Origin of the sequence: Roseobacter denitrificans OCh 114 (genome assembly GCF_000014045.1) — a bacterium.
Classification (GTDB): Bacteria; Pseudomonadota; Alphaproteobacteria; order Rhodobacterales; family Rhodobacteraceae; genus Roseobacter; species Roseobacter denitrificans.
Genome location: NC_008209.1, coordinates 2977860 through 2992127 on the forward strand (window position 1 = coordinate 2977860; position 14268 = coordinate 2992127).

Annotated in this window: 11 protein-coding genes; 5 read left to right on the plus strand and 6 right to left on the minus strand. The window is 58.0% G+C overall.

Annotated elements, in window-relative coordinates:
- Positions 1-23 precede the first annotated feature (23 nt).
- Positions 24-1274 (minus strand): Zn-dependent hydrolase, encoded by a 1251-nt coding sequence (locus RD1_RS14255; RefSeq protein ID WP_011569227.1) that lies wholly within the window; start codon positions 1272-1274, stop codon positions 24-26.
- Positions 1275-1462: 188 nt separating this feature from the next.
- Between RD1_RS14255 and RD1_RS14260 the strand changes: the two genes are divergently transcribed.
- Positions 1463-2071: a TetR family transcriptional regulator C-terminal domain-containing protein gene (locus tag RD1_RS14260; protein ID WP_011569228.1), complete on the plus strand. Its 609-nt coding sequence runs from the start codon at positions 1463-1465 to the stop codon at positions 2069-2071.
- Positions 2072-2128: 57 nt separating this feature from the next.
- Here the strand turns inward: RD1_RS14260 and preA are convergent, their stop codons facing one another.
- From preA to RD1_RS14280, 3 genes are all read right to left on the minus strand, one after another.
- Complete coding sequence (gene preA / locus RD1_RS14265) at positions 2129-3433, minus strand: NAD-dependent dihydropyrimidine dehydrogenase subunit PreA (protein WP_011569229.1); 1305 nt, start codon at positions 3431-3433, stop codon at positions 2129-2131.
- The gene (locus RD1_RS14270; RefSeq protein WP_011569230.1) at positions 3433-4767 is read right to left on the minus strand and encodes an NAD(P)-dependent oxidoreductase; all 1335 of its coding nucleotides are present in this window, start codon (positions 4765-4767) and stop codon (positions 3433-3435) included. Before RD1_RS14270 ends, preA begins: the two co-directional genes overlap by 1 nt.
- 405 nt (positions 4768-5172) lie before the next feature.
- On the minus strand, positions 5173-8427 hold the full coding sequence (locus tag RD1_RS14280; RefSeq protein ID WP_011569232.1) for a chemotaxis protein CheB: 3255 nt from the start codon (positions 8425-8427) through the stop codon (positions 5173-5175).
- A 311-nt stretch (positions 8428-8738) separates the two neighbouring features.
- Between RD1_RS14280 and RD1_RS14285 the strand changes: the two genes are divergently transcribed.
- The 3 genes from RD1_RS14285 (at position 8739) to RD1_RS14295 (ending at position 10973) form a co-directional block, all read left to right on the plus strand.
- Positions 8739-9344 (plus strand): hypothetical protein, encoded by a 606-nt coding sequence (locus RD1_RS14285; protein WP_245897296.1) that lies wholly within the window; start codon positions 8739-8741, stop codon positions 9342-9344.
- Between the two features lie 78 nt (positions 9345-9422).
- Complete coding sequence (locus tag RD1_RS14290; protein ID WP_011569234.1) at positions 9423-10391, plus strand: aldose epimerase family protein; 969 nt, start codon at positions 9423-9425, stop codon at positions 10389-10391.
- Between the two features lie 231 nt (positions 10392-10622).
- Positions 10623-10973: a TfoX/Sxy family DNA transformation protein gene (locus RD1_RS14295; protein ID WP_011569235.1), complete on the plus strand. Its 351-nt coding sequence runs from the start codon at positions 10623-10625 to the stop codon at positions 10971-10973.
- A gap of 27 nt (positions 10974-11000) precedes the next feature.
- Here RD1_RS14295 and ndk read toward each other — a convergent pair whose 3' ends face one another.
- The gene (ndk, locus tag RD1_RS14300; RefSeq protein WP_011569236.1) at positions 11001-11423 is read right to left on the minus strand and encodes a nucleoside-diphosphate kinase; all 423 of its coding nucleotides are present in this window, start codon (positions 11421-11423) and stop codon (positions 11001-11003) included.
- A 140-nt stretch (positions 11424-11563) separates the two neighbouring features.
- Here ndk and RD1_RS14305 point away from each other — a divergent pair, with 140 nt between their 5' ends.
- Entirely contained in the window at positions 11564-13426 is a 1863-nt protein-coding gene (locus RD1_RS14305) for an ABC-F family ATP-binding cassette domain-containing protein (protein ID WP_011569237.1), read from the plus strand.
- Here RD1_RS14305 and bchJ read toward each other — a convergent pair.
- Positions 13423-14064, minus strand: a complete 642-nt coding sequence (bchJ, locus tag RD1_RS14310; RefSeq protein ID WP_011569238.1) for a bacteriochlorophyll 4-vinyl reductase — start codon at positions 14062-14064, stop codon at positions 13423-13425. The genes RD1_RS14305 and bchJ overlap by 4 nt on opposite strands.
- Positions 14065-14268 lie beyond the last annotated feature (204 nt).

Genomic DNA, 14268 nt, shown 5'->3' on the forward strand with positions numbered 1-14268 from the left:
GTGAACTCCTTGAAAGGGTGGGATCATGATACCACTTCGGCCGTTTCCAAGACCGCATGCAGCAGCACATCCGTGCCCGCAGCGGCCCATTCGGGCGTGATTTCTTCGGCCTCATTGTGGCTGAGACCATCTACGCAAGGACACATGATCATGGCCGTCGGCGCCACGCGGTTGATCCAGCAGGCATCGTGACCCGCGCCGGAAATCAGGTTCATGTGGCTGTATCCCAGACGCTCTGCGGCGGTGCGCACGGCGTTCACACAGCCCTCGTCAAAAGTGACGGGATCAAACCCGCCTACCTTTTCAAATTCGATCTCAAGCCCCATGGCATCGACAATCGCCTGCGCTTGGGTCCTGAGACGTGTTTCCATGTCGGTCATCACATCCAGGTCAGGCGAGCGCAGATCGACCGTGAATACCACCTTGCCGGGGATCACGTTGCGGGAATTCGGATAGACGTCGATATGCCCCGCCGCGCCCACCGCATGGGGCGCATGGGACAGCGCGATTTCATCCACCTTTTCGAGCACCCGCGCCATGGCAAGCCCCGCGTTCTTGCGCATCGGCATCGGGGTCGAGCCGGTATGAGCCTCCTTGCCGGTGATGGTGATCTGCGTCCACGACAGGCCCTGACCATGGGTCACGACACCGATGTCTTTGCCTTCGGCTTCGAGGATCGGACCCTGTTCGATATGCAACTCGAAAAAGGCGTGCATCTTGCGTGCGCCAACTTCTTCGTCACCCCGCCAGCCGATGCGTTGCAACTCATCGCCAAATGTCTTGCCCTCCGCATCGACGCGCGCATACGCCCAGTCTTGCGTGTGCAGCCCCGCGAACACACCCGAGGACAGCATCGCGGGGGCATAGCGTGTGCCCTCTTCATTCGTCCAGTTCGTGACCACGATGGGATGTTTGGTTTTAATATCCAGATCATTGAGCGTGCGCAGCAGTTCCAAACCGCTCAGCACCCCCAATACGCCATCGTATCTACCGCCCGTCGGCTGCGTATCGAGATGTGATCCCACATAGACCGGCAGCGCGTCGGGATCCGTGCCTGCGCGGGTCGCAAACATATTGCCCATCTGGTCCAGCCCCATGGTGCAGCCTGCTGCCTCACACCATTTTTGAAACAGGTGCCGCCCTTCGCTGTCTGCATCGGTAAGCGTCTGGCGGTTGTTCCCGCCCGCCACGCCGGGTCCGACCTCTGCCATTTGCATCAGGCTTTCCCACAGGCGTTCGCCGTTAATCCGCAGGTTTTCCCCGATGGCTGGCATTGCGCGCTCTCCCTGGCAATCTGGCTCGCTGGCCGGTCAGTTTTTATTTGACCAACTGGTAAAAGCAACGCTACCAGAGGGGTCGGGTGAGTCAAGACGTATGCTTGACATATCAAGGGGATCATCGTGCTGTCGCACAACCGGCAGGCACCACAATCAAAGATATTCCACCAATACGGGCGCGGCAGATGACAAAGACTGAAACCCGCATACAGAAAAAGAACCAGGCGGCCATTCTCAGCGCCGGGTTGCAGGTCTTTTCGCAATTTGGATTTCGCGGCTCCACTCTGGATCAGATCGCTGCCGAGGCGGGACTGTCAAAGCCGAACATCCTGTATTACTTCGCCTCCAAGGATGCGATCTATCGCGCCCTTTTGACCCAGTTGCTGGATGAGTGGCTACAGCCCATCTATGAGATTGATGCCAGTGGCGACCCGGTCGAAGAGCTGCTTTCCTATGCGCGGCGCAAACTAGAGATGAGCCGGGATTATCCCCGCGAAAGCCGCCTTTTTGCCAATGAGGTGATACAGGGTGCGCCGCGTATCGGCGACGCCCTCAGCGGTGAGTTGCGCCGGGTCGTGAACAAGATCGCCGCGATCATCGACGGCTGGATCCGCGAGGGTCGCATTCAGCCGGTGGACCCGCATCACCTGATCTTTTCCATCTGGTCCGTGACCCAGCACTACGCAGATTTTGACGTTCAGGTGCGCGCCATCCTGCTGGATCAGGACCCTTTTCCCGGCGCCGAGCAACACCTCGAAGACATGCTGCGGCGGATGCTGACCCCTCAAACCTAACTGCCGAAGCACTCAGGATGAGTACTCCGGCAGCCGGGGAGAAACGGTTGTCGTGGATTACTCGGCGGCAACCGCGCCGGGGTTGTTGGGGTGCGTGGTCCAGTTGGCATAGTCCTTTTCAACCACCTTGCCGGTGCGCGGATCGACCTTGCCCTGCTCCATCGGGACCATGGTGATGCAGTTTTCCACCGGGCAAACCTCAACGCAGAGGTTGCAGGCGACGCATTCCTCGTCGATGACGCTGAACACCCTGTCTTCGGACATGGCGATGGCCTGGTGGGATGTATCCTCGCAGGCCGCATAGCACCGCCCGCAACTGATGCAATCAGCCTGATTGATCTGCGCCTTGGCGACATAGTTGAGGTTGAGATACTGCCAATCGGTTGTGTTCGGTATCGCTGCGCCCATGAAGTCGCGAATGTTCGTATGCCCCTTTTCATCCATCCATTGCGACAGGCCGGAAATCATTTCCTGCACCACCTTGAACCCATAGGTCATGGCCGCCGTGCAGACCTGCACATTGCCACAGCCCATGGTGATGTATTCGGCCGCATCGCGCCATGTGGTGACCCCCCCGATGCCGGAAATCGGTAAGCCGTGCGTTTCGGGGTCCCGCGCGATCTCGGACACCATGCTGAGCGCGATGGGTTTGACCGCCGGCCCGCAATAGCCGCCGTGGGTGCCCTTGCCGTCAATCGACGGATATGGGCTCATCGTATCGAGATCAACCGACACGATGGAATTGATCGTGTTGATCAGCGACACCGCATCCGCCCCACCGCGTTTGGCGGCAGCTGCGGGTTTGCGGATATCGGTGATATTGGGCGTGAGTTTCACGATCACGGGTTTGCTGTAATACTGCTTGCACCAGCGCGTGACCATTTCGATGTATTCGGGCACCTGACCGACGGCGGCCCCCATGCCGCGCTCTGACATGCCATGCGGGCAGCCGAAGTTCAGCTCGATGCCATCCGCGCCGGTCGCTTCGACCCTTGGCAAGATGTCTTTCCACGCCTGCTCCTCGCAAGGCACCATGATGGAGACGATCATGGCGCGATCAGGATAGTCCTTTTTCACGCGGGTGATCTCTTCGAGGTTGATCTCAAGCGAGCGGTCGGTGATCAACTCGATGTTGTTCATGCCCAGCACCCGCCGGTCCGCACCATGGATCACACCGTAGCGCGGGCCGTTGACGTTCACCACCGGTGGCCCTTCTGCTCCGAGTGTCTTCCACACGACACCGCCCCACCCCGCCTCAAAGGCGCGGCGCACGTTGTATTCCTTGTCAGTTGGCGGCGCAGAGGCCAGCCAAAACGGATTTGGTGAGGTAATGCCCAGAAATTCCGACGTCAGATCAGCCATTATACGCTCCCGTTCAGTGCTGCATGAATATCCATTGCCGCGTCGCGCCCTTCGGCCACGGCTGTCACGGTCAGATCATCGCCGCCAAGGGCGCAATCGCCCCCGGCCCAGACCCGGTCCAGACTGGTCCGCCCTGCACCAGACACAGCGATCTTGCCGTTCCTTGTTTCAAGCCCCCCTTCCATGGTCAGCGTCTGCCCGATGGCACGGAATACCTGATCCGCCGTCAGGCGCGTCTTTTCGCCTGTCCCGACAAGTCGGCCATCAACCGATGCGGTATATTCCAGTTCGATCTCCGCCGCTGCCCCGTTGCCATGAATGGCGACGGGCTGCACATTGAACATCAGCTTGACGCCATGGGAGGCGGCAAGGTCCTGTTCGTAGCGGCTGGCACTCATCGCGGCGCGGTCGCGCCGATAGGCGATCGTGACATTCTCCGCGCCCAGCAATTTGGACTGAACCGCAGCGTCCACGGCCGTCATGCCCCCGCCGATGACCACCACATTGCGGCCCACGGGCAGCTTGGTCAGATCGCGCGACTGGCGCAGCGTTTCGATGAAAGACACCGCGTCCGTGACGCCGGATTTGTCATCCCCCTCAAGATTGAGCGCGTTCACCCCGCCCAGACCCACGGCCAGAAACACAGCGTCATATTGCGCCGCCAAAGCATCCAGCGCCAGATCACCGCCCAACACCTTGCCCGTTTCAACCGTGATGCCACCGATGTCCAACAGCCACGCGACCTCGCGCGCGGCAAAATCATCCGTGGATTTGTAGGCTGCGATCCCATATTCATTCAGACCGCCCGGTTTGGCGTGGCCATCATAGACTACAACATCATTGCCAAGCAGCGCCAACCTGTGCGCGCAAGAAAGACCAGCAGGCCCCGCGCCCACAACCGCGATCCGCTTTCCCGTGGCCGCCGCACGGGTATAGGGGTGAATGTCGCGCTGCATCAGCGTATCGGTCGCATAGCGTTGCAGGCGCCCGATCTCGACCGGTTTGCCCTCTGCCATTTCACGCACGCAGGCCTGCTCGCACAGATCTTCGGTCGGACAGACCCGCGCGCACATGCCGCCCAGAATGTTCTGGTCAAAAATCGTTTTGGCTGCTGCTTCGGGGGTGCCTGTGCTGATCTGGCGGATGAAGAGCGGGATGTCGATTTCCGTGGGACAGGCCGTCACGCAGGGCGCGTCATGGCAGAAATAACAGCGATCCGCAGCAACTGCTGCTTCATGTGGCTCCAGAGGTGCGTGAAGGTCGGCAAAATTACGGGCCAGTTCTTCTGCGCTCAGCCTTTCGGCGACGATGCCCGGTGTACGTTGGCTAATCATGGCTACTCCGTCGGGTTTTGCTATGTCATCAGCATTACATGGTTTAAAATTTTATCAAACGGTAAAAAATTTTTTTTGGCAAGGTTTTTTCAATCGCAGGATCGACTGCCCAAGCTTTCATCAAAAGGCTGCGTAGCATGAAGGCTGGCTCGGGAGATTTTGGTTTTGGGGGCGGTGTGACGCGCTGAAACAGTCATTCTCGCGGCGTGACACCTGCAAGGAGTGCCAGCCGCCCGCAGAAGCGCGCCGGCAGCAGTTTCAGGATATCTGCACTTTCAGACCATGACGCGACTGCGCCAGTCGTTTTGATTCCAAGCGCAGGCGCGCATCGATGTGTCCGGGATGTCCCCTCTGCCAGCGTGCCCCCATGCCTGCGCATATACGGGCACAGGCAGTGCACATGCGCTAGTGAGTTGTGGGCCCTTCGTCCTCACAGACACGAAAGACGCCAATGATCTTGCCGATGTTGCCGTGCATGTCCTGACGGGCCAGACCGAAGGACTCAACCGGAACCGTTTCCCCGTCTGCATTGATGATGCGCATTTTGAAATGAAACTCTCCGCCCAGTGTGCGCACTTTTTCCACTTCAGCTTGCACCGTTTTGCGGTCATCAGGGTGATAGAAAGACAATCCATCCTCCAGTTTCGGAGAAAATGTATCGGGATCTTTGCCGTGGATGCGATACACCTCTTCGGACCAGAAGACTTTATCATTCTCCAGATCCAGCGACCAGAAGCCGATACGTGCGATTTCCTGCAACAGGATCAACTGAGCCAGAGATTCTTCTGCCTTGTCACGTGTCTCGATCACCTCAGAGATATCCTGCCCGATGGTATAAATCGACGCCTCCCCCCCTGCCAGGTTATCAAAGAGGAAGTTTTCTGAATTCAGACAGATTTCCGTGTTGTCTTCGACAGATCTGAGACGCAGCATATCGCGCAGATGCCCACCCTCGGCCTTCATCAGCCGCGCATCATGTTCGCGTATGGTGTTCGAAATGCTCCTTGACACCAGATTGTAGAAATTGGCGCCTTCTGCCTTGTTCCGTGTCGTGCCGAAAAAACGTGCCGACTTTTCGCTGATCCGCAGGATGGTGCCATCCTGGGCCCGGTTCAGCATATAGAGTTCACCATGGTCCAGAATAAGCTCCAACTCCTGCGCCAGGCCCGGAAATGCAGAGATCACGATCGTGACCCCCTTCATCTGGCCCCGCATGTCAAAGAAAGGCGAACTGGTCAGCTTGTAGCGCGAGCCGCCGGAATTAAATTCCTTTGAGATCGGTTCGCCCAGTTTGAGGGTTTCGTTGCAGATCGGGGCCAGCGGCGGGAAGTTGTTGGGCAGCACACATTGGCTGACATGCGGATTGGACACCGGACGCGCCAGACTGAACATATCGCAGGCCGCGTTGGTCGCTTGCGATATCTGCAAGGCAGTATCCAGCACCATGATCGACAGCGGCGCGGTTTCAAGGACCGACATCAATTCGCCCGTGCGCCCGCTCAGTTCCGCCGCCGTGACCTGAAGCTCTTCGTTGACCGTAATCAACTCCTCGTTGGTGGATTGCAGCTCTTCGTTGGAGGTTTCCAATTCCTCGTTGGTGGCCTGCAATTCCTCATTGGTGGATTGCAATTCCTCGTTCAGGGATTGCAGTTCCTCGTTGGAGGTTTCCAACTCCTCAATGGTCTGCTGCAGGGCCTCGCGGGTTGTTGCCACTTCATCTTCGAGCAAACGGATCCTGTCGCTTTCAAAGACCGTATCCTCGTCGACCTCCGACGTACCGGCCGCCTTCGAGCGGTCGACCTTCATCTCGGAGAACACCACCAGCGCCGCACGTTCGTTGATGTCGCGCGCCACGATCGGATAAACATCCAGCCGGATTTCGGCATCGTCGTCTTCCGCCAACAGATGGCGCACGCCACTGCGATGCTCGCCGTGTTTGAGGGCCAGTGTCACAAGGCTGCGTGCTTCTTCACGAAATGGCCGGCGCAACAGGTCGATATGCATCTTGAGGTTGCTGGTCTCGTTCATCTCGATGAAGGGGCTGACGTTCCCGTAGACCCGGATGATCCCGTAATCATCCGTTACCAAAACCGAATTCTTGCCCAGAGCGAGCGCCAGCGCCTCGAACATTTGGCGGTCCGTGGATTGGCCCTGCTCCTGACCCTGTTTGGCCGGTGCGGGCACCTTACTGCGCGATTGTGGCAGGTTTCGCGGATTGGAAAACACGTTCTGATCGGACCGCCGGATCGAGCGGCGCCGGTATATATGGGCAGAATGACTGTCCTGAACGAACATCTCGTCGGACCCCGCGACTGTTTCCGCCGTCCCCAAGAACATCAGGGAGTTGTCAGTCATGGCGTAGTGGAACCGCGACATGACCTTGTGCTGCAGGGCATTTCCAAAATAAATTAAAAGGTTACGGCAGCAGAGCAAATCCACCTTCTGAAAGGGCGGATCCTGACAGACGTTGTGATCGGAAAACAGGATGGCCGAACGCAGGGAATCGATCACCCGGATGCCATCGTTCTGCGTCATGAAATAGCGATCCGACAGGGTTTTGGGGATGTCGTTCAGCGCGGCCATCCCGTAGACGCCCTTGCGTGCGACGTCCAAAGCCTCTTTATCGATGTCAGTTGCAAATATCTGCACGTGGTCCTTGAGGTTTACCGTTGGCCCCCCAAGCGCTTCCGAGAGCAGCATCGCGATCGAATAGGCCTCTTCCCCCGTTGCACATCCGGCGATCCAGACCCGAAACGGGCGGGTTTCCTTTTTCTTGAGCAGTGCGGGCAACATCTCCTTGAGTTGCTCAAACTCGGACTTGTCGCGGAAAAACCGGGTGACCGATATCAACAGATCCTTGAAGAGCGCATCCACGGCATTCGGATTCTCACGACAGAATTGCGTGTATTCCGCATGCGTTTCGATCCCCAGGGCCACCATACGGCGCTCGATGCGCCGGTTGATCGTGGTTTGCTTGTACTCGCGAAAGTCCACGCGCGTGCGGGCAAGAAGGATTTGCAACAGATCCAATGCCGGGCTGGTGTCGGACGTTTCCTGACGAAAGGCATCAAAGTCACGGGCAGAGGAGAGTATCTTCTGTAAGTGCGTCCCGATTTCGAAGGGCCGCAAGACCAGATCAACGCAACCCGTTTGCATCGCTGACATCGGCATGCCGTCGTATTTGGCGCTTTCCGTATCCTGCGCAATGGTGATCCCGCCTGCCTCGCGGATCGCCTGCACACCATAGGCACCGTCTGTCCCTGTGCCGGACAAGATGATTGCCATGGCGCTCTCACCATGCTGATCAGCGAGACTCAACAAGAACCGGTCGACGGAGGGTTTGGGCGATGCCACCTCATGACTGGGCTCGATCAGACGCAGCTTGCCATCATCATAGATGATATCGGTGTTCGGGGGGGTAACGTATATGACATTCGGCTCTGGCAGAATGCCGTCCTTGACATCCTTTACACTCAGGCTGGTTTGGCGCGCAACCAGTTCGGTCATCAGGCTTTTGTGATGAGGCGACATGTGTTGAACGACCACATATGCCACGTTCATATTCGTCGGCAAGGTCGCGACGAGTTCGCGGATTGCCTCAAGACCACCAGCCGAAGACCCGATGCCGATGATGGTGATATCTTTGTTCTCGTCTTTCACGTTCCGTGTCCCCGCAAGTCCTTTTGGCCGTCAGGCCATTTAGTCATATGTTAACGGATGCCGCCCTGCAATCGGCAACTTGCAGTTGCGAAACACTGCCATCAAACCACTACAGGGTATTTTTAACCGCGTAAATTCAGAACCTTGGCCGTCGCGCAACAGGCACCGTACGCTCCGTTTACCCTCTCTGCACGTCAGACACGCATATTTACCGGATAAAGTTATAAAAAGAGAGGTGCAAGTTCATGGAAACTTTACCTGAGATTCAATCACTGCGGTCTGGTTTGTCAGATCGAACGTTAACACTGAATTTGACTTTAAAAAATACCGAGGAAGTGTCCGTCCGGTCCTGCGAGGTGATTGGCCGGAACTTTCGCAACCGCGTCTCGTTTCAGGAGTCCTGCGATCTGAACACCATTCTCGCACCCCGCCTCACCGATGCGATCCGCGCGAGCCTGAAAACCCTGTCCGAGGGGGCACAAGTTTTGTCGCTTCCCGACTTTCTTGTGGAACTGCCGGGTCTTGTGCTGGCAGGCGCGCATGTCATGGTCATGGAAGCCAAAGATGGCGCGCGCAATGCGATCTTTCGCTTCACCGAGTTCATGGGCACAGTGAATAATGCGTTCAAACTCGATGTCGGGTTCAGTGAACCCTATGCGACACATAGTGACAAGCTGGCGGTCAACATTCTGGAAGAGATCTGCCTGCCGATCCTGAACCTGTGTCGCGCGTTTGATATGCTCAACCTCACGCAGGACCGTGCGTTTGCCAAGGCCATCAGCGACAAGGCGATGGAGTTCGAGTTTCAGACGGAATTGCTCAAACGGTTCATTTCAAATTCAACTGTGGACCGTGGCACCGCCCGAAGAGATCGCGTATATTTATCCGAGATGGATCAGGGCTGGATGCTCCGCTGAGGGTGCGGCGCATGCGGCGTGGTATCTGACGCGCGCAAGGTCTAGACTGCGTGCGAGATCGCACAAAGGGTTCGCCACATGATTTCGCTGCGCTCCGCATCGCTGACCGCTCAGATTCTGCCTTTTGGCGCGACCTTGGCAGGGCTTTGGCTTGACGGGCATCCCGACAGCCTCGTGATCGGCTCATCCGATGCAGAGGCTTACACGGACCACCTGCGCTATTTTGGTGCCGTCATCGGCCCGATTGCAAACCGGATTTCCGGTGCGGCGCTCCAGATTGGGGGCGCTGCGTTCAGTATGGAAGCGAATGAAGGCAGCGCCTGCCTGCACAGCGGGGCCAGCGGGCTGCACGCACGCATGTGGACAGTCTTGCGGTGTTCAGCGGCGGCCGTCTCCTTGCGATGCGAGTTGCCAGATGGCGCAAATGGGCTGCCCGGCAATCGGAGAGTTGAGGCACATTACGAGCTGACGGATGATGGCCAGTTGGTGCTCGAACTGACGGCGCAAAGCGACCGCGCAACGGCCATCAATCTCGCGCATCACCCCTATTGGAACCTTGGCAACGCAGACACCATACAGAACCACCATCTGATGGTTTACGCGGATACCTACCTGCCGGTCGACCAACAAATCCTGCCGACAGGTGAAATCGCGCCTGTTGCGCAAACAGCCTATGATTTTCAAACCCTGCGGGCGATCCCAATCGACCGAACACTGGATGCGAACTTATGCCTTGCCAAAATACGGCGCGCGCGCCCCGAACCGGCTGCGCGCTTGCGCGGTCCGTCAGGTGTGACCCTGCAAATCGACACCACGGAACCGGGACTGCAAATCTACAATGGCAGCAGTTTACACGATGTGCCTATTTCACTTCATGATCAACGTGTTCTGAGGCCCTTTTCAGGTATCGCATTAGAGCCGCAAGGCTGGCCTGACGCGCCACACAACCGCGCTTTTCCCAGCATTGTTTTACGCCCGGGTCAGACATACCGGCAAAAAACGATCTATCGGATTTGGCACGAATTGAGCGAACCCGCCACATTCTGAACACGGAGATGACGCGTCACCGGCAAACCTGACGTTAAGCCTACACAGGTATCTTTATTGCGTTAACGATGGGAATCAGTTTCATGCCAACCGAACCGAAACAGCCGCAAACACCGCCCCCCACCACGGGAACTGCACCACCAACACCGCCGCCGCCGATTACCGATTACGCGAGTATCTGAGCGGCAGGAGGCCGTGGCCTTTGCGCCCGTGTGACGGTATCATCGGGCAATGATGTCCGCGATCTCCTCCATCAGAAATCTGGGGCCCGCCTTTGAGGCGGCCTGCGCCAAGGCGGGTATTCACACCGCCGAACAGGTGCGCGCCATTGGGGCAGATGCCACCTACGCGGCCCTGTTGCGCGCCGGGACGCAGCCGCATTTCATCGGATACTATGTGCTGGTCATGGGGCTTCAGGATCGGCCGTGGAATGACTGCAAGGGGGCCGAGAAAATAGCCCTGCGCGCCCGGTTTGACGCCATCAAGGCCGAAGCTTTTGACCAGGGACATTCCGAATTCGAACGTCTGATGAACCAGATTGGCGTGCTGCAGCCAACAAAAAAGGGCCAGCGCAGCCGCTGACCCTTATATCTGTTTGAGACAGGTAACTTAGCCGACCAGTTCCATGCCCGAAAAGAAATACGCGATCTCTTCAGCCGCGGTTTCGGGTGCGTCTGAGCCGTGGACCGAGTTTTCACCGACGCTTTCGGCGAATTCTGCACGGATGGTGCCAGGTGCAGCATCTGCCGGGTTTGTCGCGCCCATGACTTCGCGGTTTTTTGCGATGGCCCCTTCGCCTTCCAAAACCTGCACCACGACCGGCGCGGAGGCCATGAATTCACACAGCTCGTCGTAAAACGGGCGTTCAGCATGCACGGCATAGAACACACCGGCTTGCGCCTTGGTCATGTGGATGCGTTTTTGTGCAACAATGCGCAGTCCCGCTTCTTCGAATTTTGCGTTGATCTTACCGGTCAGGTTGCGGCGTGTCGCATCCGGTTTGATTATGGAAAATGTGCGCTCTAGGGCCATGGTTGGTCTCCTGCAAGGGGTTTGATTTGCGGCGCATCTATCACGCGCCCTGCTTGCCGAAAAGACCCTAATTCAGTCTGCGCCACCCGAATGCAGGAGGCACATTGACATGCGCGCGACAGTCGTTCAGTGCAAGGGCTATGTTGCGTATAAATGACATCAGCTTTTCCATCGAAGGCCGCCCACTGTTTGAAGGGGCCAGCGCCGTTATTCCCAATGGTCACAAGGTCGGCCTTGTGGGGCGCAACGGCGCGGGCAAGACAACCTTGTTCAAACTCATCCGCGGGGAGCTTACGCTGGATGGTGGTGATCTGTCCCTGCCCACACGTGCCAAGATCGGCGGCGTCGCCCAGGAGGTGCCGTCGTCTGAGACATCCCTTCTGGACACGGTGCTCGCAGCGGATACCGAACGCGCGGCCCTGCTGCAGGAAGCCGAAGCGGCCAGTGACCCCACCCGCATCGCGGAAATCCAGACGCGGCTTGCCGATATTGACGCATGGTCCGCCGAAGGACGCGCGGCAACGATCCTCAAGGGGTTGGGTTTTGATGACGACGAACAACTCAAGCCCTGTTCCGATTTTTCTGGTGGCTGGCGGATGCGTGTGGCACTGGCAGCGGTTTTGTTTGCCCAACCTGATTTGTTGCTGCTGGATGAGCCGACGAACTACCTCGACCTTGAGGGGGCGCTTTGGCTGGAGGCTTACCTCGCCAAATACCCGCATACCGTCATCATCATCAGCCACGACCGGGGTCTGCTGAATCGCGCGGTCGGTGCGATCCTGCATCTGGATGAACGCAAGCTGACGTTTTATCAGGGACCCTACGATCAATTCGCCCGCCAACGTGCCGAACAGCGCGCGCTGCAAGCGGCAATGGCCAAGAAACAACAGGCCCGCCGCGATCATATGCAGGCTTTTGTGGACCGGTTCAAAGCCAAGGCCTCCAAGGCCAAACAGGCCCAGTCCCGCCTGAAAATGATCGAAAAGATGGATATGATCGCCAGCCCCGAACAGGTAGCCAAACGCGTCTTTACCTTCCCCGAACCCGAAGAATTGTCGCCGCCCATCATTTCCATCGAAGGCGGTGCCGTGGGCTATACAGACACGCCGGTGCTGAACCGGTTGAACCTGCGCATTGATCAGGATGACCGCATCGCGTTGCTGGGGCGCAACGGGCAAGGCAAATCGACACTGTCCAAACTGCTGTCTGATCGGTTGGTCCTGATGCAGGGCAAGGCGGTCAAGGCCAACAAGCTGCGCATTGGGTTCTTTGCCCAGCATCAGGTCGATGAATTGCACGTCAATGAGACGCCCCTGCAACATATGATCTCTGCGCGTCCCGGTGTGCTGCATTCAAAGCTGCGGGCGCAACTGGCGGGTTTTGGCCTCGGGCCCGAGCAGGCGGAAACCGAAGTCGGACGGCTGTCGGGGGGGCAAAAGGCACGGCTGTCCCTATTGCTGGCAACGCTGGATGCGCCGCATCTGCTGATCCTCGATGAGCCGACGAACCACCTCGACATCGAAAGCCGCGAAGCGCTGGTGGAGGCGCTGACCGCCTATTCCGGTGCCGTCATTCTGGTGAGCCACGACATGCATTTGCTGTCCATGGTCGCGGATCGGCTGTGGCTTGTGTCCGATGGCACGGTGACGCCCTATGAGGATGATCTGGACAGCTATCGCAAGATGCTGCTGACCCCCACCAAACCGGTGAGCAAGAGCACAAAGAAACCCGCCACACCGCCGGTCGTCAAAGGCCCCTCGCGCGACGAAATCCTGGCGCTGCGCGCCGAGGCGCGCAAATCCGAAGCCCGCGTCGAAAAGCTGAATGACATGCGCGACAAACTGGCCAAGAAACTCGCGGACCCGGCGCTTTATGATGATGCAAAACGCGGTGAGCTTGACGTGTGGAACAAGAAATACGCCGAGGTGATGGATGCGCTGGAGCGCGCCGAAGCTATGTGGATGACCGCCCTGGAAAAACTGGAAAAGACCGGCGCGGCCTAAAGCTGCAACCCTTTGAAATGTCCCGTGGGCCTCGTGCGACTGACCACAAAGTGGCACAGATCCGCCCCAAGCGCGCAGCACGAGATCTCTTTGCAAAAGTAGGCGCGCCCAAGGACCAGACTGAACAATTCGGCGAAAACCGCAGCATGCCAGATGCAGCGATGCGGCGGCTGTGTGAGTTTGTCCGCCAGCGGGTTTTCACGCAGCATGAAGTGGATTTCCCCGCCCTCGCGTCTGGTATCCAGCACGCCTGAGCCGCAAAACGTCCATGCATGATCCGAGATGGCTTTGGTCAGCAGTCTTTCCGCCAGTCCACGCGGCAACACGCGCAGCAGCACACGCGCGGCCTTCGGGATACGGTTGGCCGCAATATAGCGCGCCGTGCCAGCCCCGGCATGTTCCGACAGGATTTCGGCCTGCTGAGGAAACAGCCGCCACATCGTGTGATGCACCTGGCCCACATCCTCTTGCGGGACCATTTCCTGACCGGACGGCATCGCCACGCGGGATATCTTTAGAATCTGTGCCAAAGCGCCCTGCCCCAGCATGCGGTCCAGCGGTTCCTCCAATTGCAGGATCGCATTGGGTCCGATGCGCGGCGACTTTGTCAGCGGCTCGCTAGCAGATGTGTCAGCCATGGATATCCTCCGGTTTGCGCAGTGACAGACGGCCAAATCCCACCGCAAGCGATGCACATCGGTCTGCCACCTGATGCATGGGTCCTATTCTACACCGTCCCCGCACAGCCTGAATGACATGGATCAAGTCGCTGCCTTTGATCCTCGAATTCCGGTTTCGCGTCGCATGTTTCTTTGCTTTTGCCGCACAACTCCCATAGATGT

Coding starts and splice junctions, on each gene's coding strand:
- RD1_RS14255 (WP_011569227.1), bottom strand. CDS start 1,274: ATGCCAGCCATCGGGGAAAACCTGCGGATTAACGGCGAACGCCTGTGG.
- RD1_RS14260 (WP_011569228.1), top strand. CDS start 1,463: ATGACAAAGACTGAAACCCGCATACAGAAAAAGAACCAGGCGGCCATT.
- preA (WP_011569229.1), bottom strand. CDS start 3,433: ATGGCTGATCTGACGTCGGAATTTCTGGGCATTACCTCACCAAATCCG.
- RD1_RS14270 (WP_011569230.1), bottom strand. CDS start 4,767: ATGATTAGCCAACGTACACCGGGCATCGTCGCCGAAAGGCTGAGCGCA.
- RD1_RS14290 (WP_011569234.1), top strand. CDS start 9,423: ATGATTTCGCTGCGCTCCGCATCGCTGACCGCTCAGATTCTGCCTTTT.
- RD1_RS14295 (WP_011569235.1), top strand. CDS start 10,623: ATGATGTCCGCGATCTCCTCCATCAGAAATCTGGGGCCCGCCTTTGAG.
- ndk (WP_011569236.1), bottom strand. CDS start 11,423: ATGGCCCTAGAGCGCACATTTTCCATAATCAAACCGGATGCGACACGC.
- RD1_RS14305 (WP_011569237.1), top strand. CDS start 11,564: ATGTTGCGTATAAATGACATCAGCTTTTCCATCGAAGGCCGCCCACTG.
- bchJ (WP_011569238.1), bottom strand. CDS start 14,064: ATGGCTGACACATCTGCTAGCGAGCCGCTGACAAAGTCGCCGCGCATC.